Source organism: Streptomyces sp. NPDC091287, from assembly GCF_044768525.1.
GTDB lineage: Bacteria > Actinomycetota > Actinomycetes > Streptomycetales > Streptomycetaceae > Streptomyces.
This window is the reverse complement of record NZ_JBIVUV010000005.1, coordinates 171369-189852: the sequence shown is the minus strand read 5'-3', so window position 1 is coordinate 189852 and position 18484 is coordinate 171369. Positions and strand designations below refer to the sequence as shown.

Annotated in this window: 20 protein-coding genes; 4 read left to right on the top strand and 16 right to left on the bottom strand. The window is 72.2% G+C overall.

Features of this window, described 5'->3' with window-relative positions; all coding sequences use genetic code 11:
- Positions 1 to 18 precede the first annotated feature (18 nt).
- Positions 19 to 630, top strand: coding sequence for a flavin reductase family protein (locus tag ACIQRW_RS09795; protein ID WP_403757435.1), 612 nt, complete (start codon positions 19 to 21; stop codon positions 628 to 630).
- Here ACIQRW_RS09795 and ACIQRW_RS09790 read toward each other — a convergent pair.
- The 9 genes from ACIQRW_RS09790 to ACIQRW_RS09750 form a co-directional block, all read right to left on the bottom strand.
- Positions 620 to 1972 carry an MFS transporter gene (locus ACIQRW_RS09790; protein ID WP_403756894.1) on the bottom strand — a complete coding sequence of 451 codons (1353 nt, stop codon included), beginning with the start codon at positions 1970 to 1972 and terminating at the stop codon, positions 620 to 622. The two genes, ACIQRW_RS09795 and ACIQRW_RS09790, sit on opposite strands and share 11 nt — an antisense overlap.
- Before the next feature lie 252 nt (positions 1973 to 2224).
- The gene (locus ACIQRW_RS09785; RefSeq protein WP_403756891.1) at positions 2225 to 2878 is read right to left on the bottom strand and encodes a class I SAM-dependent methyltransferase; all 654 of its coding nucleotides are present in this window, start codon (positions 2876 to 2878) and stop codon (positions 2225 to 2227) included.
- A gap of 90 nt (positions 2879 to 2968) precedes the next feature.
- A complete protein-coding gene (locus ACIQRW_RS09780; protein WP_403756888.1) occupies positions 2969 to 3466 on the bottom strand; it encodes a hypothetical protein in 498 nt (165 codons plus the stop codon).
- 107 nt (positions 3467 to 3573) lie between these two features.
- Entirely contained in the window at positions 3574 to 4713 is a 1140-nt protein-coding gene (locus ACIQRW_RS09775) for a hypothetical protein (RefSeq protein ID WP_403756886.1), read from the bottom strand.
- Positions 4710 to 5615: an NAD-binding protein gene (locus tag ACIQRW_RS09770; protein ID WP_403756883.1), complete on the bottom strand. Its 906-nt coding sequence runs from the start codon at positions 5613 to 5615 to the stop codon at positions 4710 to 4712. Before ACIQRW_RS09770 ends, ACIQRW_RS09775 begins: the two co-directional genes overlap by 4 nt.
- Complete coding sequence (locus ACIQRW_RS09765) at positions 5612 to 6817, bottom strand: hypothetical protein (RefSeq protein WP_403756881.1); 1206 nt, start codon at positions 6815 to 6817, stop codon at positions 5612 to 5614. Before ACIQRW_RS09765 ends, ACIQRW_RS09770 begins: the two co-directional genes overlap by 4 nt.
- Positions 6817 to 6966, bottom strand: coding sequence for a hypothetical protein (locus ACIQRW_RS09760; RefSeq protein WP_403756879.1), 150 nt, complete (start codon positions 6964 to 6966; stop codon positions 6817 to 6819). The genes ACIQRW_RS09765 and ACIQRW_RS09760 overlap by 1 nt, the downstream gene beginning before the upstream one ends.
- Positions 6959 to 7273, bottom strand: coding sequence for an ATP-binding protein (locus ACIQRW_RS09755; RefSeq protein WP_403756876.1), 315 nt, complete (start codon positions 7271 to 7273; stop codon positions 6959 to 6961). The genes ACIQRW_RS09760 and ACIQRW_RS09755 overlap by 8 nt, the downstream gene beginning before the upstream one ends.
- Positions 7274 to 7465: 192 nt before the next feature.
- Entirely contained in the window at positions 7466 to 8002 is a 537-nt protein-coding gene (locus ACIQRW_RS09750; RefSeq protein WP_403756873.1) for a hypothetical protein, read from the bottom strand.
- Between the two features lie 217 nt (positions 8003 to 8219).
- Here ACIQRW_RS09750 and ACIQRW_RS09745 point away from each other — a divergent pair, with 217 nt between their 5' ends.
- Positions 8220 to 9524: a helix-turn-helix domain-containing protein gene (locus ACIQRW_RS09745; protein WP_403756870.1), complete on the top strand. Its 1305-nt coding sequence runs from the start codon at positions 8220 to 8222 to the stop codon at positions 9522 to 9524.
- Here ACIQRW_RS09745 and cutA read toward each other — a convergent pair.
- The 3 genes from cutA to ACIQRW_RS09730 form a co-directional block, all read right to left on the bottom strand.
- Positions 9521 to 9844 carry a divalent-cation tolerance protein CutA gene (gene cutA / locus ACIQRW_RS09740; RefSeq protein WP_403756867.1) on the bottom strand — a complete coding sequence of 108 codons (324 nt, stop codon included), beginning with the start codon at positions 9842 to 9844 and terminating at the stop codon, positions 9521 to 9523. The genes ACIQRW_RS09745 and cutA overlap by 4 nt on opposite strands.
- Before the next feature lie 246 nt (positions 9845 to 10090).
- Positions 10091 to 10552, bottom strand: a complete 462-nt coding sequence (locus ACIQRW_RS09735; RefSeq protein ID WP_403756864.1) for a DUF2809 domain-containing protein — start codon at positions 10550 to 10552, stop codon at positions 10091 to 10093.
- Positions 10549 to 11934 carry an MFS transporter gene (locus ACIQRW_RS09730; protein ID WP_403756861.1) on the bottom strand — a complete coding sequence of 462 codons (1386 nt, stop codon included), beginning with the start codon at positions 11932 to 11934 and terminating at the stop codon, positions 10549 to 10551. Before ACIQRW_RS09730 ends, ACIQRW_RS09735 begins: the two co-directional genes overlap by 4 nt.
- Before the next feature lie 73 nt (positions 11935 to 12007).
- Here ACIQRW_RS09730 and ACIQRW_RS09725 point away from each other — a divergent pair, with 73 nt between their 5' ends.
- Complete coding sequence (locus ACIQRW_RS09725; RefSeq protein WP_403756859.1) at positions 12008 to 13033, top strand: GlxA family transcriptional regulator; 1026 nt, start codon at positions 12008 to 12010, stop codon at positions 13031 to 13033.
- A gap of 10 nt (positions 13034 to 13043) precedes the next feature.
- Here ACIQRW_RS09725 and ACIQRW_RS09720 read toward each other — a convergent pair whose 3' ends face one another.
- The 3 genes from ACIQRW_RS09720 to ACIQRW_RS09710 form a co-directional block, all read right to left on the bottom strand.
- Positions 13044 to 14093, bottom strand: a complete 1050-nt coding sequence (locus ACIQRW_RS09720) for a Zn-dependent alcohol dehydrogenase (protein WP_403756856.1) — start codon at positions 14091 to 14093, stop codon at positions 13044 to 13046.
- Positions 14090 to 15232, bottom strand: a complete 1143-nt coding sequence (locus ACIQRW_RS09715) for an acyl-CoA dehydrogenase family protein (RefSeq protein WP_403756853.1) — start codon at positions 15230 to 15232, stop codon at positions 14090 to 14092. Before ACIQRW_RS09715 ends, ACIQRW_RS09720 begins: the two co-directional genes overlap by 4 nt.
- A 432-nt stretch (positions 15233 to 15664) precedes the next feature.
- Positions 15665 to 16594: an SDR family oxidoreductase gene (locus ACIQRW_RS09710; RefSeq protein ID WP_403756850.1), complete on the bottom strand. Its 930-nt coding sequence runs from the start codon at positions 16592 to 16594 to the stop codon at positions 15665 to 15667.
- An 84-nt stretch (positions 16595 to 16678) separates the two neighbouring features.
- Here ACIQRW_RS09710 and ACIQRW_RS09705 point away from each other — a divergent pair, with 84 nt between their 5' ends.
- A complete protein-coding gene (locus ACIQRW_RS09705; RefSeq protein ID WP_403756847.1) occupies positions 16679 to 17605 on the top strand; it encodes a cyclase family protein in 927 nt (308 codons plus the stop codon).
- Positions 17606 to 17698: 93 nt separating this feature from the next.
- Here the strand turns inward: ACIQRW_RS09705 and ACIQRW_RS09700 are convergent, their stop codons facing one another.
- Positions 17699 to 18196, bottom strand: a complete 498-nt coding sequence (locus ACIQRW_RS09700) for an ATP-binding protein (protein ID WP_403756844.1) — start codon at positions 18194 to 18196, stop codon at positions 17699 to 17701.
- Positions 18197 to 18484: the final 288 nt, after the last annotated feature.

The window sequence follows — 18484 nt, the reverse complement described above, 5'->3', positions numbered from 1 at the left end:
GTGATGGGACACGCAGGCATGGCCGCCACCGCCGTCCGGTACCTCAGGTCCGTCGGCGCCGCCACGACAGCCGCACCGGGGACACCGGCCGGGGCACCGCCCGAGGCGCTGCCCCGGCCGGACCTGAGGGCCGTCCGGGACGATGAGCGGCTGCTCGTCGCCCCGGCCGAATTCCGGCGCGTGCTGGGGCACTTCGCCAGCGGCGTCACCGTGGTCACCGCCCGCGACGCGGACGGGCCGACGGGCTTCGCCTGCCAGTCCTTCGCCTCGCTCTCGCTGGACCCGCCGCTGGTGTCCTTCATGGTCGCCCGTACGTCGACGACCTGGCCGCGCATCGCCCGCGCGGGGGCGTTCTGCGTGAACATCCTCGGGGCGGAACAGGGCGCGCTGTGCCGGGCGTTCGCGGTGAGCGGCGCCGACAAGTTCGCGGGCGTGGCCCACGAGGGCGCCCCGGCGACCGGGTCTCCGCTGCTGGACTCCGTGCCGGCCTGGATCGACTGCCGCATCCACGCCGTCCACACCGGCGGCGACCACCTCATCGTGGTCGGCCGGGTGGAGGCGCTGGGGGCGGCGGACGAGGGGGAGCCGCTGCTGTTCCACCGGGGAGCGTTCGGCCGGTTCAGCCGCTGAGCCCGCCCGCGTCCACCGGCTCCGCCCGGCCCGGGACCCCGCCCGCGTCCTCCGGGGCGCGGCGGCGGATCACCAGGGACATCAGGGCCGCCATCGCGCACAGCGCCCCCGCCGCGTACCAGACCACGTCGTACCCGCCGAACACGTCCCGCGCGACCCCTCCGAGGAACGCCACCACCGCCGCGCCCACCTGGTGCGAGGCCAGCACCCAGCCGAAGACGATCGCGCTGTCGTCGCCGTACTGCTCGCGGCAGAGCGCCAGTGTCGGCGGGACCGTGGCGACCCAGTCCAGCCCGTAGAACACGATGAAGAAGATCATCGGGGGCTGAACCTCGGGGCCGATCAGCAACGGCAGGAACAGCAGGGAGATCCCGCGCAGCGCGTAGTAGACGGCGAGCAGCCTGCGGGCGTCGAAGCGGTCGGTGAGCCAGCCGGAGAAGATCGTGCCGATGACGTCGAAGACCCCGATCACCGCGAGCAGCGAGGCCGCCACAACGACGGGCATGTGGTTGTCGTGGGCGAACGGGACGAAGTGGGTGCGGATCAGGCCGTTGGTGGAGGCCCCGCAGATCGCGAAGGCACCCGCCAGCAGCCAGAACGGGCCGGTGCGGGCCGCGTCGAACAGCACGCGCACCGTCCGGCGCGCGGCGCCCCGGACCGGCGCGGGCTTGGACACGAAGTCCCCGCCGTACGGGGCGAGCCCCACATCGGCCGGGTGGTCGCGCATCAGGAGCCAGACGAACGGGACGACGACGAGGGCGGCCAGGGCGACGGTGACCGAGGCGGGTCGCCAGCCGTGTCTGTCGACGATCCAGGCGCAGAGCGGAAGGAAGACGAGCTGCCCGGAGGCCCCCGCCGCGGTGAGGATGCCGGTGACCAGGCCCCGGCGGGCCACGAACCACCGGTTGGTGACGGTCGCGGCGAAGGCCATCGTCATCGACCCGGTGCCGAGGCCGACGAGGAGTCCCCAGTAGATCATCAGCTGCCAGGAGGCGGTCATCCAGACGCTGGCGATCGCCCCGGCCGCCACCATGGTGAGCGCGATCGCCACCACCCGCCGGATGCCGAAGCGGTCCATGAGCGCGGCGGCGAACGGCGCGGTCAGCCCGTACAACGCCATGTCGATGGAGACCGCGAGCCCGATCTCGCCCCGGGTCCAGCCGAACGCGTCGTGGAGCGGGTTGATGAGCAGCCCGGGCAGGGAGTTGAACGCCGCACCGCCGATGATCGTCACGAAGGTGACGGCGGCGACGATCCACGCCCGGTGGACGCGGGGACGTCGACGCTTCTCGCGGGGCGGGCGCCGGTCGTCCCGCGCGGCGGTTTCCACAGTTTCTGTCACATGGACCAGCTTCTCGGCCCGCCCGCTTCGTGACGAGTGGCCCGGAGGGCACGGTTCGCAGGGATCGGGCCACGACTGGTTCCTCGTCGGCGGGCGGCCCTCCCCGGCCTGGCCGAGCAGAAGGAGGCCACCCTGCTCGCCGCCTGGGGCGCTCGCCAGCGTCCGATCTCGCAGCGGATCGTCCGTGACCTCCGCATCCTCGCCCGCCGCCCACAGCTGCGAGCCTCCACTGAACGCTCCGCTCCGGCCCGGTCAGCGACGTGCGGTCACCAGGAGCGTCCCGATGTGCCCGGCCTCCGGGGCATCGAGGACCCGGGCGTCGACGTCTCGGAAGCCCGCCCGCTCGAGGAAGCCCGTCCAGCGTCGCGGCGTGTAGCTGTACCGGTAGGTGAACATCGCCTTCCCTGCGAACCCGCCCTTGTACATGCCTTGCGGCCCGTATGCCCCGGGGATCGCGGGCGGGTGCGAGAACGCGAGCACCCCACCTGGCCGGAGCCGCTCCGCGACGAGCGGGAACAGGCGGGCCGGGTCGGTGAACCACACCGCACCGAAGATCGAGTAGACGGTGTCGTAGGTCGCGGTGTCGGCGGCGAGCATCTCCAGCACCTCGCCACAGATGAAGTCGGCCCCGGTACCGGCCCATCTCTCGGTCACCTTCCCCACCATGACCGGGGACAGGTCGATGCCCGTCGCCTTGATCCCGCGCCCGGCGAGGAGGGCGAGCGCCCGGCCGGTGCCGCAACCGATCTCCAGCGCCGTCGCCGGATCGCCGAGGAGCTCCGGCCCGGGGCCGTGCCCGGCGTACTGCGTCCAGCAGAAGGCGGGTTCCATGTCGTCCTGGAACGCGGAGCCGGCGTAGGTGTCCCACAGCTCGGTCTCGGCTGCGATGTCGTGTCGTGCGGGCACAGTGCCTCTCTCGATGGGTTGACGGGGAAGGGCCCCTGCCCTCCGCCGCGAGAGGAGAGCAGGGGCGAGCGTAGAGGGCTGGAGCCCGGGTCAGTGGCTGTCGGGAACCTTGCTGTCGCACGGCGAGCAGTCGGCTCCGTCGATCTCCCACAGTTCGGCGTCGACGTCCCAGCCGTCGGCCGCGAGGAAGTCCGCGGTACGCAGGCACAGGCCGTCAGACCGGCGCTGGATGAACGGGGCGTGGTGCTTGTACGTCCCACCGTTGTGCACCTTGCAGAGCGCCCAGTAGATCGGGGTGTCGAGGATGAGCTGATGCACCCCGATGTCGACGAGCTTCCCGACACCCAGGTGCACGTCCGGGTTCTCCATGGCGCACACGGTGTACGCCACGGCCTGGCCGAGGATCCGCTCGGCCATGTTCCTGACCATGGTGTTGTCCCGGAGGAGCAGGGCGATCTCCCGCTCCCACAGTGGGCCGCCGTCCATGACGTTCACCGTCAGGTGCTCGATGTGCGGCGCCACGGCGTTGAGGGTCTGCTCCGGGTCGCTGGTACGGGCGAGGGTGGGCGGCTGAGCTGCGATGGTCATCCTGTCCTCCGTCGATCGTCGTGTAGTCCGATGGAGCCCGCACCCCGGCCGCGCGGCGACCGCAGCGCGACCGAGGGCGGGAGTCTGTTTGGGCTTTGCGTCGGGCGTCAGATCGCTTCTGCGACCTTCCGGAGCGCGGCAACGCTCGCCGGAACGTCGTGGCTCAGCCGGATCGTCTGATGAGGCAGTACGGCGAGCCGGGCCGATACCTCATCCCGAGCGCTTCGCCGCCCGCCACCGTCCACACCCCCGGCCAGCTCGAAGATGTCGGGGTAGCGGTCCTCCGTGGCACCGCTCATGAAGTCGTCGTCCCCCAACGTGTGCACCGCACCTCCGACCACATCGGGCGAGGACTCGGCGTCGACCCGAGGGAAGAGGAGCGCAGCAGCGCGGCCGCCGGTGGCCAGCTCGACCCCGAACAGGCTCGCGAACTGGTCCGGGAACACCTGGACCTTCTTCTCCCGCCGCTTCTCGTCTTCCCACAGCGGCGTGAAGTCGCCGGCGAGGAGTGCTGCCGTCACCGCGTCGTGCTGCGTCGGGTGGAAGGCTCCGCCCACCTTCACGTGGCCGCTCGCAGCGGCACTCCACCCCAACGAGTCCAACAGGCCGAGGCCGACAGCAGCGGCAGACGGCCACGGCACCACCTCCACGCCCCGCATACCGGTCGGCCGGACCAGCACCCGGTCGTTGGCCAGGAGCCGCCAACCGGACGAGGCGAACAGCAGGGCCGTCGTGGTCTTCCCCGCGCCCTTCCCGCCGAACGCAAGGAGCGTCGCCCCGTCCTCCGGGCGTACGACCGCGGAGGAGTGAAGCACCGCCCACCCGTCCCGCAGGAGCTGACCCCGGATCACCTCACGGGCCAAGCGCGCGGCGGCAAGGGAGAGTTCCATCACGCCGACGCCGGTGAGCGCGAGCCGGCCGGAGACGGGGCTGCTGCGGTACGCGATCGCTTCGTCCGGCGACGTCGCAATGATGTCCTCGCCGTCCCGGGCCACGAGCATCCGGTGCCGCGCGTACTCGACCTCTTCCGTGTGCCGCCCGTCGTGGACCAGGAGGGTCAGCGCCGCGTACGCCTCCGGGTCGACGTCCGCTACGAGGACAGCACCCGCGCACACTGTGGCGGCCTCGATGGAGGAGGCGTTCCACCACTGGCCGAAGTACCGGGCCGCCCAGTCCGTCACCTCCGATCGGTTGCTCATGACGGTGACGGCCGCAGCAGCGGCCTCCAGCCGGGTAGCGGTGATCATGCGGGGGTCCTCTCGGTCGGGGCAGGCAGGTGGGTGTAGGCGTCGCGGAGACTGCTGGCCGCAGAGTCCAGACGCAGAAGCTCGTGACGAGTGAGTGCGGGAAGGCGCGGGGTGGCCACGCCCCCGGTGAAGTCCATCGGGATGCCTAGCCACACGTCCCCGTACGGGACGGACAGCTCCTCGATGCCGTCGACCAGGCCGAGGACCTTGCGGAGCGTCGACAGCACAGCACCGGCGGGGCCGCAGCGCGTGCGGCAGATCCCGGCCCGGATCAGCGCGGGACGCTGCTGGAGGTCTTCCACGATCGCGCGGGCAGGGGCCGTCACCGGGTGGCCGTCCACGGTCGTGGTGGACAGGCACGGCACCGCACGGTCGCCGTGCTCCCCGATCACGTGGCCCTCGACCCGTTCCGGGGAGATCTGGGCGAACCGAGCCAGGAGCAGCCGGTACCGGGCCGAGTCGAGGTTCGATCCGATCCCGTAGACCCGAGCGCACCCGGACACCTGGGCGAAGCGGCGGGCCATCAGGTCCACCGGGTTGGTGACCACGAGGACGGCGCCCTGATACCCGTGCAGCTCCTTGGCCAGGGTGGCTACCGCGGGTGCGTTCGCCGTGGCACCGCCGCGCCGTATGTCCCGGGCGTTCGTGTTCGTGAAGTCGGTGCGCAGGGTGACCACGACGGCGTCGCACCCGCGGAGATCCGCGGTTTCGCCGGCCTCGACCTGAGTGCGCGACCGGGCGGCCACGGCCAAGTCCTGGAGATCGGCGACCAGCCCGCGCGTCTGCTCCTCCCGCCTGGACACGACGACGAGTCGCTCGGCAAGCGCCAACGACACCAGGCTGGTTGCCAGGGCCTGACCGACCGCGCCCGCGCCGACGACTCCCACCACCGGCCCGGTCACCGCAGCTCCTGAGTGGTGTGCTCAACCTCGTTGAAGATGGCGTCGATCAGGCCGAGTCCCGTCATCGACCCGATGAGGAGGCCGCTGACCCGGTCCACGACCGTCGCGATCCGACGCCCATTTGAGGTCAGCGCCCGCTGATGGGCCGACAGGGGGAGGCCAGACGGAGCACTCAGGCACGACGTCAGGTAGTTCGTGGTGTCCATCAGCCACAGGACCATGATCTCACGCAGCCGCTCGGCCCGATCCGTCTTGGTCAGCCCTGCGAGGTGGTGGCTCAAGGTGTTCAACACCCCCTGTGTGATCTGCTGTTCGGCGCGCAGCTCGTGGTGGCACAGGGCCAGCATCAGAGTTCGGCCGCAGAGCTTCGCCACGTCGGGCTGCGGTCCGGCCGCCCACTGGAGCGCCGGATCGATGAACGTCAGCCGGTGGCCGCCGAGAAAGACGTGCTCGGGCTTGAGGTCCCCGAACACGGCAGTCCGGTGCCGGGCGGGGAGCGCGGCCGTGAGCCGCAGCAGGCGGCGTACCGCGTTCTCGACCAGGCCCACGACCACCAGGCGCTCACCCTCCGGTAACCCGCTGTCCCGGCCGAGGTCGGCGACGTACCCACCTGCGTTCGGGCCCTTGAACTTCCGGAAGAACACGTCCACGATGTTGCGCTCGTTTATCGGCCACGCCCCCCGCAGATACCTCGCCCCCGGGTCGCCGTGCAGCTCCTTCAGCGACAGCAGAACCGAGTCCAGCAAGACGGCCGTGTCCCACGGTCGCGCGGTGAGCTCCTCCGCAACCGTCGTCCCCGGCACCGCCTTGGTGAACAAGACCCCTGCGCGGAACTCGGCGTCCTCGCACACCCGGGGGCGGCCCAGCTCCCGCAGGAACTCCAGGTGCTGGTACTCCCTTCGTGTTACCGAGTCGGCGCTTTTGGTGAACGGATGCTGTGCCTCCAAGACGTCGTCCCACGCCCCTCGCGCGCCGCGCAGGATCGACACCAGCGACGAACCCAGCCAGCTGTACTTGGCATACATCACCTCGCCGTCGACCGTCACCGGGCAGACGTAGGAGGTGACGCTCGGGCACTGCGGCCCCAGGACAGCGCCACGGCCCGGCCAGAGGTCATCAACCGTGAGGGTGATCGCCCTCCGGCTCGCCTCATACAGCTGCTCTGCGTTCACCGCTGTGTCCCCGCTCGTGGTCAGCGTCATCAACCGCTCCGTCCATCGCGTTCAGGTGTCGGCCGCGCACGGCGCAGCCGGGCCACGTACGGCTCGTTCTGGGAGGTGCCTGGACAGATCGCCGTGAGGAGCGAGGCCAGGGCCGCCCAGTACAGGACCTGTGCTGTTCGCTCACTCATCAGGCTCGGACTCCAGGCTGAGCGTGGCCCACACGCACTTCCCCCACAGCTGGAGGTCGACACCCCACTGGCCACCGCTCAGCGCCTCCACGATCTCCAGGCCCCGCCCGGACTCCTGATCGCCACCAGCATCACGTGGCGCCGGCCGGTCCTTCGACAGGTCGACCACGGCGACCCGGGCCCGCCCTTCCCCGAGTCGGGTCACGGTCACCCGGACCGAGTCCCCCCGGCGGGTGTGGAGCACGGCGTTCGTCAGCAGCTCGCTGACGACCAGCTCGGCGTCTTCCTGCAACTCGGTAAGCCCCACACGTCCAGGGCCAGGCGCACCAGGTGCCGCGCCCGGTGCACGGAGTCGGCGACTCTCGGCAGCGTCTCGGTGTACGCGGGCACCCGGCCCGCCCCTGTCTCGATCATGACGAGCGCTCCGATCCTTCTGGACGAGCGTCTGGGGACCGCCGGGGGTGTCGACACCACGGGCACGGCCACGCGAAGCAGCGTCTCAAGCACCACGGCCGCCGCCCAGGCTGCCGGTGAGGACGCCATGACCGTGGCTGATCAGGGTGGCGAACGGCTGCGGGTCGCACAGCACCCCGGGGCCGTCCAGGGGCACCACCCACCACGCAGCACCCTGATCGGAGCGGACGTTCCCCGGGGCCGGGATCTGCAGGAGCGCGTTGCGGTGGTGCGTCACGGAGCCGGGGACACTCCACACCATGGCCACGGATGCTGGGACCAAGGCGACGTAGCCGGCCTCTCGGCCAAACTTCTGCTCGGCGTAGAAGACCGGCCCGCCACCCAGGCGCGTCCGCAACGGAGCAGCGCACTTGACCGGGTCGTCCAGGAGAAGCGCGGCGTGCACCACGGCGGCCCGGACGAGGACTGCGCCGAACAGGGCACCGGGCGTCAGGAACGTGGTGCCGTTCTCGGCCCAGTCGGCTCGTGCCGCCCGGACCGACGAAGCCGCCCCCAGCAGCCAGTGCTCGCCGGCGAGCGTCCGCTCCCGTGCCAACGCGCCCTTTCCAGTCAGATCAGTCATCGCGTCAACTCCGCGATACGGAAATGAGTACTCTCACGCACGGCGACTCCTAGTCAGTCGTCGCCCCGGGTAGGCGGGCGTCACCGCTCCCGGGGCCTTGACGTCCGAGAGTCCTTTTCCTGCGAGAGCCCCGCCTGCCCATGGCGGGTGTACCCATGATGGGTACACCCCGGGGGCGTCCCCCGTGCACAGTGGGACGAGCAGGCAGGAGAGCCGAATGACCTACCAGCCGCCGACAGCTCTACCGCGCGACCTCGTCGACCAGGAGGAGATGCACCGCGCGTTGGTGAGTCATGACTTCGGGGCAGTGTTCCGTCTCGCGCGCGAGCACGCGGGTATCTCGTATTCCAAGCTCGCCACGGAGTGCGACATCAAGCCGAATCGCGTGGGAGAACTCGCCAAGGGCCGCGGGCGCATCACGACCTTCGAGAAGATCGTCCAGATCGCCGACGCATTACGCGTCCCAGGGCGCGTGCTCGGCTTGGCTCCCCGCCCCTGGGAGGGGGACTCTCCTGGTCATTCCAGTGAAGAGATCGGACCGCACGTGCGACGTCGAACCATCCTCCAGGCAGCCACCGCCACCGGCCTCGCCGCAGCGCTCCCCGCCCTGCACCACCCGGAGCCACCGAACCGAATCACCCCGGTCTACGTTGAGGAGCTTCGCGCGCGGGCAGCCCGCCTCCGGCGCCTCGATATATACCTCGGCGGTGGCGACACGTATCGGGTGTACCTCGCGGAGGTCCAGCGCACCAAGTCCCTTCTGCGCGCGTCCGTTTTCACCGACGATGCGCGCCAGAGGGCGACGGCGCTCCTTGCCGAGCAGGCACAGCAGGCGGGATGGTCCGCATTCGACGGCGGCCGTACTCGGGAAGCGGTGGACCTGTACGAGGAGAGCCGCGACCTCGCGCGCGAAGCCCGGGACGCGGACCTTTACGGCAACGCGCTCGCGTTCCTCGCCTACAAGATCGGACCCGACGATCGACAGGCTGCCGTAGCCGTCGCAGAGGCTTCCTGTGCCACGATCACGGCTCGGACCCCGTCCACCGTCCGCGCGCTGCTGCACGAGCGCCACGCCTGGGCCTGCGCTGTCGACGGCCAGATCGGGGGCACGGAGCGTGCACTGGAGGCGGCCCATGAGGCTCTCGACAGCACGCAGAAGGACGAGCCCCAGCCTGACTGGGCGGCCTGGGTCGACCACGTCGAGCTGGACATCATGACCGGCCGCTGCTGGACGGAGCTTCGACGACCGCTCCGCGCCGTCCCTGCCCTCACCCGCGCCCTCGGCCAGTACAGCGACGACCACGCGCGCGACAAGTCCCTCTACCTGTCCTGGCTGGCTCAGGCCTACCTCGCCGCCGACGAGGTCGAGGTGGCCGCGCGGCACGTCGGCCGCGCGGCCACCCTTGCCCGTGGGGTCGCATCTCAACGCCCGGCGCAGCGTCTCGTCCCGCTGATCGAACGTCTGCGCCCGCACGCCGGCCTCCCCGCAGTCCGTGAACTCCTGGAGAGCACAGCCGCCTAGTGACGGGCTACCGACTTCCGGATCCACGTCAGGCACCTGTCGGCACCGGCCGCAATGGGCACGGCGCAGACCTCCGGGTTATCCCACGGATGTGCCTCCAGGAGGTACGCCTCCAGCTCCGGGTACCGGTCAGCAGTCGTCTTCAGCAGCAGCTGCCACTCCTCGCCGGTGCCGAACTCTTCCAGGTGCCAGAACACGCTCGTGACGGGACCGACGATCTGGGCCCCTGCCGCCAGCCGCTGCTGGACTGCGGGGCCTGCAAGGGCAACTGCCTGCTCACGAGTCGGCGTTGCTGTCGACACCTGTACAAATTCAGTCATGGTCCCGAGCGTATCGACCTGCGTCAGCCGGGGCGGCCGGCCGCAGAAACATTGGGTAGGGCCACATCCAGCGCGCTTCTGCCTGCAACGGCACCGCCCAAGCTTGCCGCCACGGGGCCGGCGCCGCCGTTATCGCCGTGTCCAAGCCGGGCTTGCGGACGGTCTCGACCAGCAGTACGCCCCTGGCCTGGGGCACCCCCGGCCCAGCCGCCGCCCTCGACGCAGACATGTCGTGAAAGCCCGAGGCTAACGCGGAGCGCGCCGCCGGACCCCCGTGTGAACGGCCCAGGCCGCCGCCGCACCAACCCCGTACCCGAGCAGGTCCGGTGGGTTGAAGGTCGAGCCGAGCACCAGCCGGGCCGCCGTGCTGTGCGCCGACCACTCCGCCGGTACGCCGGTGAGCTGCGCGAACTCCACCGCCCAGCTCAGGCCGAGCGCCGCCCAGGCCACCACGGCCGGCCGCGCGCGGGGCGCGCAGAAGGCGACGAGGGTGCAGAGCAGCACCGTGTAGAGCGCGCTCCCCGCGTACTTGGCGAAGGCGCCGTCCGCCCCGGCGCGCACGGCCAGGCCCGCGGCGACGGTGACGACGGCCGCCCCCGCCGCGACCGCACGGGCCGTGGAGGGGCGGGCCGTGGAGGGGCGGGCCGTGGAGGGGCGTCGCGTCGTGGAATCGTCCGCGTGCTCCGGGGGCCGGGCCGAGGCCCTCATCCGAGGCCGATCCTCTTGAGCTGCCGGATCGGCCGGGCCACCAGCAGCACCGCCACCACCCCCATGTTGATCACGGCCGCCACCCCCAGCAACTCCGGCGCCCCGACCGCCTCGGCCACCGGGCCCGCCAGAGCGCGGCCCGCCGCGACCATCAGGAGCGAGCCCGCCACATCGTAGGCGTGCAGCCGGTTCAGGGCCTCCGGCGGGACGTGCGTCTGGACCGTCGTGGACCACATCACCAGCCAGAACGCGGCCGACCCGCCCGCCAGCAACTGCCCCGCCGCCAGCACCGGCACCGGCATCCCGAGCGCCAGCACCAGCAGGCTCACCGCCACCAGCGGCAGCGCCACCGCCCCCGCCGCCAGGGGATGCGACGGGCGCAGCCGCAGGGCGAGGAGTCCGCCGACGACGCTGCCCGCCCCGTTCACCGCCATCAGCATTCCGTACGCCCCCGAGCCGTGCGCCTCGGTGACCAGGACGGCGGTCAGCGGGAGCATCGGGCCGAGGACCGCGAAGCCGTACACCGTCCAGACCGCGATCACTCCCCACAGCCAGGACCTGGCCCGGAACTCCCGCCACCCGTCGACCAGTTCCGCGGCGAACGTGCCGCGCGCCGCGTCGTCGTGCGGGGCCGGGGCCAGCCGCATCAGGAAGAGGCAGACCCCGGAGACCGCGAAGGTCGCCGCGTTCGCCGCGTAGACGGCGCCGGCGCTGGCCAGGCCGACGAGCACTCCGGCGAAGGCGGGCCCGGCCATGGTCATCAGCGCCTCGGCGACCCGCAGGACCGCGTTGGCGCGCTGGACGTCGGTGGAGACGCGCGGCACGGTCGAGGCGACCCCGGGCTGGAAGAGCGCCGCGCCGACGCCGGCCACCGAGCTGAGGACGTACACCGCCCACAGCGGCGGGTTGCCCGTCGCGAAGGTCACGGCCAGCACGGAGGCGCCGATCAGCCGCAGGGCGTCAGCGATGATCATCATGCGGCGCGGGGTGAACCGGTCGGCGAGCACCCCGCCGAACAGGACGAACACCGCCAGCGGCCCCATCCAGGCGGCGAGCGCGAAGCCGACCGAGGAGGCGGGCCGCCCCGCGCCCAGCAGCCCGGCTGTCAGGGCCACCGGGATCATGCCGTCGCCGAAGAGCGCGACCGTACGGGCCACGAAGAAGTAGCGGAAGTTACGGTTCCAGAGCCGCGCGGGGCCGGGGGCCGAACCGAAGGACGACCCGGCGCCCAGGCCCGTCCCGGCGGGGCCGCCCGGTCCGCCGGGATCGAGCGGGGGCAGCGTCCGGAGCGGGTTCGGGTCCGGGAGCGGGGTCGGGGTCGGGGTCGTTCGGGTGTCGCACGCGGCGTCGGGAATGGACGCGCGCTCTGTCGGCTTCTCCATCACGTCGCTAACCTGTACCAGCTTGTGGTCTATACCACTACTGCAATTTCCTGTGATCTTCGAGGAGGTCTTCGTGGAGCACCGCGTCGTCGTTCTGGCCCTCGACGGGCTGCTCCCCTTCGAACTGGGTATTCCGCAGCGGATCTTCGGCCGCAGTCTCGGCACGGAGGCGGGCGGGAAGGGCAGGAGGCTGTACGACGTGGTGACCTGCTCCATCCGCCCGCCGGGCCCGGTCCGGACCGACGCGGACTTCTCCATCCTCGTGGAGCACGGCCCGGAGGCGCTCGCCACCGCCGACACGGTGGTCATCCCCGCCTCCTACGAGCTGGGACCGGTCTTCGAGGAGGGCCGGCTCACCGAGGAGCTGGCCGCCGCGCTCGCCCTGGTCCGGCCCGGCACCCGGATGGTCTCCATCTGCACCGGCAGTTACGTCCTGGCGGCGGCCGGCTACCTCGACGGCCGCCCCGCCACCACGCACTGGTCATCGGCCGACCACTTCCAGCGGACCTTCCCGCAGGTCCGCGTCGACCCGGACGTCCTGTTCATCGACGACGGCGACGTCCTCACCTCCGCCGGGGTCGCCGCCGGGATCGACCTCTGCCTCCACCTGGTGCGGCGCGACCACGGGACGGCCGTCGCGAACGAGATCGCGCGCCGCACGGTGGTGCCCCCGCACCGGGACGGCGGGCAGGCCCAGTACATCCACCGCCCCGTCCCCGAGCCGCAGTTCGCGACCACCACCGGCGCCCGGGCCTGGGCGCTGGCCCGTCTCGACCGGCCGATCCTGCTGCGGGACATGGCGGAGCAGGAGGCGATGAGCGTACGGACGTTCACGCGCCGCTTCCGCGAGGAGGTCGGGATCAGCCCCGGCCAGTGGCTCACCCAGCAACGGGTGGAACGGGCCCGGCACCTGCTGGAGTCGACGGACCTGTCCATCGACCAGGTGGCCCGGGACGCGGGCTTCGGCACGGCGACCTCGCTGCGCCAGCACCTCCAGGCGGCGCTGGGCGTGCCGCCGACGGCCTACCGGCGTACGTTCCGGCCCTCGGCGGACACCGCGCCCCGAGGCCCTCGCGCCTCGGCCCAGGGGCACCCGTAGAAGACGCGGCTCAGAAGACCAGGACCCCCCGGGCCACCCGCCCGTGGTGCGCGTCGTCGGCCGCCTTGGCGAAGTCCTCCACCGGGTACGTCTCGGTGACCAGTTCGTCCAGCAGCAGCCGGCCCTCTCGGTAGAGGTCCGCGTACAGGGCGATGTCGCGCTGCGGCCGTGCGGAGCCGTAGCGACAGCCGAGGATCGACTTGTCCAGGTACATCGAGGAGACCAGGAACGACGCCTCGGCGCTCGCCGCCGGTACGCCCAGCAGCACGGCCTGCCCCTGCCGGTCGAGGAGGTCGATCGCCTGGCGGATCAGCTCGGTGCGGCCGACGCACTCGAAGGCGTGGTCGGCCCCGTCGGGCAGGATGTCGCGCACACCCTCCGCGCTCGTCAGGAAGTGCGTGGCGCCGAACTGCCGGGCCACCGCCTCCTTCGCCGGGTTGCTGTCGACGGCGACGACGGTGAGCGCACCGGCCAGCCGGGCGCCCTGGAGCACGTTGAGCCCGATGCCGCCGGTCCCGATGACCACGACGGTGTCGCCCAGGCCGACCTTCGCCCGGTTGAGGACGGCCCCGACGCCGGTCAGGACCCCGCAGCCGATCAGTGCGGCCGAGGTGAGGGGCAGGTCGTCCGGGATCTTCACGGCCTGGACGGCCCGCACCACCGTGCGTTCCGCGAACGCGGAGTTGGAGGCGAACTGGTACAGCGGCTTCCCGCCCCGCGAGAACGGCCGCCCCGGCCGCCCGATGGCCTTCCGGCACATGGTCGGCCTCCCCCGGTCGCACTGGGCGCAGGCCCCGCAGTTGGCGAGGGTGGAGAGCGCGACGTGATCACCGGGCCTCACGTGACCGACGCCGGGCCCGACCGCTTCCACCACGCCCGCGCCCTCGTGGCCGAGGACGACGGGGACCGGGAAGGGGATCGTGCCGTCGATCACCGACAGATCGCTGTGGCAGAGTCCGGCGGCGGCGACCGCCACCAGCACCTCCCCGGGGCCCGGGTCCCGTATCTCCAGGTCGTCCACGACCTCGGTCCGTGTGCCGTCGAAGACGACGCCTCTCATCTGGGCTCCCTCGGTAGGCCGAGCACCCGCTCGGCGATGATGTTCCGCTGGATCTCGTCGGAGCCGCCGTAGATGGTGTCGGCCCGGCTGAAGAGGAACAGGTGCTGTGCGCCGTCGAGTTCGTACGGTCGCCGCTCCGACCAGGGCTCGGGGCCGACGGCCCCCGCCTCGCCCGCGACCTGCACGGCCAGTTCGCCGAGCCGCTGGTGCCAGCCGCCCCACAGCAGCTTCGCCACGCTGGGCGCGCCCGGGTCGCCGGTGGAGCCCAGGGTGCGCAGGGCGTGGCGGCGCATCGTGTCCAGCTCCGCCCACTGCCGGACGAGCCGGGCCCTGACGACCGGGTCGTCGGCGGCCCCGCTCGCCACGGCTGCGGCGACCACCCGGTCCAGCTCCTCGGCGAACCCGATCTGCTGGGCGAGGGTGGAGACCCCGCGTTCCAGGGCGAGGAGGCCCATGGCGACCTGCCAGCCGTTGCCCTCGCCCCCGACGACCTCCGAGGCCCGCGCCCCGTCGAGGAACACCTCGTTGAACTCGCTGGTCCCGGTCAGCTGCCGGATCGGCCGCACCTCGATCCGGCCCGGCTGGTCCATCTCCACCAGCAGGAACGACAGCCCGTGGTGGCGGGTGGATCCGGGGTCGGTGCGGGCGAGGACGAAGCACCAGTCGGCGTCCAGGGCGAGCGAGGTCCAGATCTTCTGCCCGGTCACGGCGTAACCGCCGGTCCCGTCCGGCACGGCGGCGGTGCGCACCCCGGCGAGGTCGGAGCCCGCGCCCGGTTCGCTGTACCCCTGGCACCACAGCGTCTCGCCCCGGGCCACGGGGGGCAGATGGCGCTGCTTCTGCTCCTCGGTGCCGTACGTGATCAGCGTCGGGGCGAGGAGGTTCTCCCCGATGTGGCCGATCCGGGCGGGGGCCGCGGAGCGGGCGTACTCCTCGGCCCAGACGACCTGTTCGGCGAGGGTGGCCCGGCGGTTGCCGTAACTCTCCCCGTCCTCGCCGGGCCAGCCGATCCCGATCCACCCGGCGCGCCCGAGCTCGCGTTCCCACGTGCGGGGGTCGGGAGCGGGGGTGTCGGCGAGGTGGCTGCGCAGCCAGGTGCGCGCCTCAGTACGGAAGTCCACCTCAGTACGGAAGTCCATACGTGCCTCCAGAAATCAAGCCTGTCCGGCGATTGAGGACCGGGGGTTCGGGGGCGGAGCCCCTGATCAAGCCCGTCCGGCGATTGAGGACCGGGGCCCGGGGCCGCGCCGGGGGGGGGGGGGGCCCCCCCCCCCCCCCCCCCCCCCCCCGCGGGGGGGGGGGGGGGGGGGGGGCGCGGGGGGGGGGCCGGGGGGGGGCCCCCCCCCCCCCCCCCCCCCGCGGCCGGGGGGGGGGGGGGGGGCGCGCCCCCCCCCCCCCCCCCCCCGGCGGCGCCCCCCCCCCCCCCCCCCCCCCCCCCCCCCCCCGAGCTCCGCCCCCGGACCCCCGCTCCTCAATCGCCGGAGGGGCTTGCATGTGCTCGGCCGAGCCTCTGAGGACCGGGGCGCCATCTCCAGCCCGCCGGAAAGGCTGAATGGCTCGGGTCCCGCTCCTCAGTCGCCGGAGGGGCTGGGCGCGTTCGGCCGGTCGCCCGACCTCGCCGCCGCCATCTCCTCCAGCCGCGCCAGCATCGGCATCGGGTCCACCCCCACCGTCCCCGGCAGGAAGTCCGCGATCCTCTCCGGGGTCCAGGGCTCCTCCCCGTACGCCGCCCGCAACTCCCTCGGCTGGGCCCAGACCGCGATCTTCGGGCCCGCGATCGTGTACACCTGCCCGGTGATCCGCTCGGCCCGCGCCCGCTCGCTGAGCAGGTAGACCACCAGGGCCGCCACGTCCTCCGGCTCCCCGATCTCCTTCAGCTCCATCGGCACGCCGGCCGACATCCGGGTCCGGGCGACGGGCGCGACCGCGTTCGCCGTGACCCCGTACCTGTGCAGGCCCAGCGCCGCGCTGCGCACCAGCGAGATGATCCCGCCCTTCGCCGCGCTGTAGTTGGCCTGGGAGACGCTGCCCTGGTGGTTGCCGCTGGTGAAGCCGATCAGCGTGCCCCCGCCCTCCTGCTTCCGCATGACCGCCGAGGCGGCCCGGAAGACCGTGAACGTGCCCTTGAGGTGGGTGGCGAGGACCGGGTCCCACTCCTCCTCGGACATGTTGAACAGCATCCGCTCACGGAGGATCCCGGCCACGCAGACCACCCCGTCGAGCCGGTCGTACTCCGCCAGCGCGGTGTCCACGATCCGCTGCCCGCCCGCCATCGTGGAGATGTCGTCGGCGACCGCGACCGCCTCGCCGCCCGCCGCCTCGATCTCCTTGACGACGGACCGGGCGATCTCGCTGGTCGGTTCGGAACCCTCGACGGAGACTCCGTAGTCGTTGACGACGACCCGCGCCCCCTCTCCCGCCGCGGCGAGCGCGACCGCCCGCCCGATGCCCCGGCCGGCCCCTGTCACGGCGACCACCCTGCCTGCCAAGAAGTTCCCCATGCCCGGCCCCTTCCCGCGGTTTCTGACGGACCGTTAGATTTTACGGGCAGTCAGATGCTCCGGCACAAGACCCAGGAGGTCCCCATGTCCCTGCCGGCCGAGTTCCACGAGATCGCGAAGCGCGTGAACAACTGGGGCCGCTGGGGCGGGGCCGACGAGATCGGGACGCTCAACCTGATCACCGACGCCGTCGTGCGCGAGGCCGTCGCCACCGTCCGCACCGGCCGACGGATACCGCTCGCGCTGCCGCTCCAACAGGACGGGGTGCAGAGCGGACTCATCCCGGGCCGGATCAATCCGCTGCACACGATGGTCCAGATCAACCAGGAGATCTTCGGCCCCGGCACGGTCGCCACCAGCGACGACGCCGTCACGATGGGGCTCCAGGCCTCGACCCACTGGGACGCCCTGACCCATGTCTCGCACAGCGGGAAGATCTACAACGGCCGCCCGGCGGACACGATCACCGCCCATGGCGGGGCCCGGTTCTCCTCGATCGCCACCGTGGAGCACCTCGTCTCGCGCGGGGTGCTGCTGGACGTGGCCCGCGCCCGGGGGGTGGACCGGCTGCCCGGCGATCACGCCGTGACGCCGGACGACCTGACCGCGGCGGAGGACTTCGGGGGCGTACGCGTACGGGCCGGGGACATCGTGCTCGTACGGACCGGGCAGGTGCGTCTCGCGCTGGCCGGGGACCGGCAGGCGTACGGCTATCCGTCGCCGGGGCTCTCGGTGCGCACGCCCGAGTGGTTCCACGCCCGGGATGTCGCGGCCGTCGCCAACGACACCCTGACCTTCGAGATCTTCCCGCCGGAGATCGAGGACCTGTGGATGCCGGTGCACGCGCTGCATCTGGTCGAGATGGGCATGCCGCAGGGCCAGAACTGGAACCTGGAGGCGCTGTCCGAGGCCTGCGCGGAGGAGGGCCGGCACGCCTTCCTGCTCACCGCGTCACCGGAGCCGTTCGCCGGGGCCACCGGCTCGCCGGTCGCCCCGGTGGCGATCCTGTGAACGGCCTCCGCGAAAGGGAAGGGGAAGAGGAAGAGGAAAAAGAGGAAGAGGGTAGGGAAAGCGACAGAGACTGGGGCAGGGAAGAGATCGGGCTCAGGCCAGGTTCGTGAAGAGGCGGGAGGGCGGTTCGTACGCCTCGCCGCCCTGGCCGACGCCCGAGGGCGCCTCCGGGAGCCGCACCGGGCCGCTCCGGTCGACCTCGCACCAGATCTGCTTCCCGGCCCCCTCCGGCAGCCAGCCCCAGCGGTCCGCGAGGCCGTCCACCAGCTCCAGGCCCCGGCCGCCCGTGTCGTCGCCCTCCGCGTGCCGCTGGAGCGGCGGGCGGTCGCTGGCGTCCGCGACCTCGACCCGGACGGTCCCTGCCGCGCCGGACGCCCCGGACCCGCCGAAGAGCATCCGCAGCACCGCGGGACAGCCCGTGTGGACGACGGCGTTGGTGACCAGCTCCGAGATCAGCAGGATGAGCGTCTCCGCGAGAGGCTCGTCATCCCCTATCCCGGAACCGACCAGACGCGACCGCGCCCACCTACGGGCCCGCCCCACTTCCGCGGGATCCGGACCGACCTCCAGCTGAACCTGAAGCACCTGCACCGCTCACACCATCCGAACCGGCGGACACATCGCCTCGCGCCTCCTCAGGGTCACGGAACGTGATTCCCTTACGCGACAGCATGGTTGACGTACAGTCACCGCAACAAGCGCTTCGGGCATATTCCAGCGCGAAGGAGTACGCGTGGTGCATACTGTGCGACGCACGCTGCGGGGAGTCGAACAGGAGCGCGCAGAGACCGCGAGAAACGCTCTTCGGGCAGGCCCGGCACATCTCCGACGAGAGCCCTCGCCCCGGACCGGGGCCGCCGCACAGGCCGCCCCCGGATC

Excerpts from the sequence above, each read along its gene's own strand:
- ACIQRW_RS09795 (WP_403757435.1), top strand. The coding sequence starts at position 19 with ATGGCCGCCACCGCCGTCCGGTACCTCAGGTCCGTCGGCGCCGCCACG.
- ACIQRW_RS09780 (WP_403756888.1), bottom strand. The coding sequence starts at position 3,466 with ATGACCATCGCAGCTCAGCCGCCCACCCTCGCCCGTACCAGCGACCCG.
- ACIQRW_RS09775 (WP_403756886.1), bottom strand. The coding sequence starts at position 4,713 with ATGATCACCGCTACCCGGCTGGAGGCCGCTGCTGCGGCCGTCACCGTC.
- ACIQRW_RS09765 (WP_403756881.1), bottom strand. The coding sequence starts at position 6,817 with ATGACGCTGACCACGAGCGGGGACACAGCGGTGAACGCAGAGCAGCTG.
- ACIQRW_RS09760 (WP_403756879.1), bottom strand. The coding sequence starts at position 6,966 with ATGAGTGAGCGAACAGCACAGGTCCTGTACTGGGCGGCCCTGGCCTCG.
- ACIQRW_RS09750 (WP_403756873.1), bottom strand. The coding sequence starts at position 8,002 with ATGACTGATCTGACTGGAAAGGGCGCGTTGGCACGGGAGCGGACGCTC.
- ACIQRW_RS09745 (WP_403756870.1), top strand. The coding sequence starts at position 8,220 with ATGACCTACCAGCCGCCGACAGCTCTACCGCGCGACCTCGTCGACCAG.
- cutA (WP_403756867.1), bottom strand. The coding sequence starts at position 9,844 with ATGACTGAATTTGTACAGGTGTCGACAGCAACGCCGACTCGTGAGCAG.
- ACIQRW_RS09735 (WP_403756864.1), bottom strand. The coding sequence starts at position 10,552 with ATGAGGGCCTCGGCCCGGCCCCCGGAGCACGCGGACGATTCCACGACG.
- ACIQRW_RS09730 (WP_403756861.1), bottom strand. The coding sequence starts at position 11,934 with ATGGAGAAGCCGACAGAGCGCGCGTCCATTCCCGACGCCGCGTGCGAC.
- ACIQRW_RS09720 (WP_403756856.1), bottom strand. The coding sequence starts at position 14,093 with ATGAGAGGCGTCGTCTTCGACGGCACACGGACCGAGGTCGTGGACGAC.
- ACIQRW_RS09715 (WP_403756853.1), bottom strand. The coding sequence starts at position 15,232 with ATGGACTTCCGTACTGAGGTGGACTTCCGTACTGAGGCGCGCACCTGG.
- ACIQRW_RS09710 (WP_403756850.1), bottom strand. The coding sequence starts at position 16,594 with ATGGGGAACTTCTTGGCAGGCAGGGTGGTCGCCGTGACAGGGGCCGGC.
- ACIQRW_RS09705 (WP_403756847.1), top strand. The coding sequence starts at position 16,679 with ATGTCCCTGCCGGCCGAGTTCCACGAGATCGCGAAGCGCGTGAACAAC.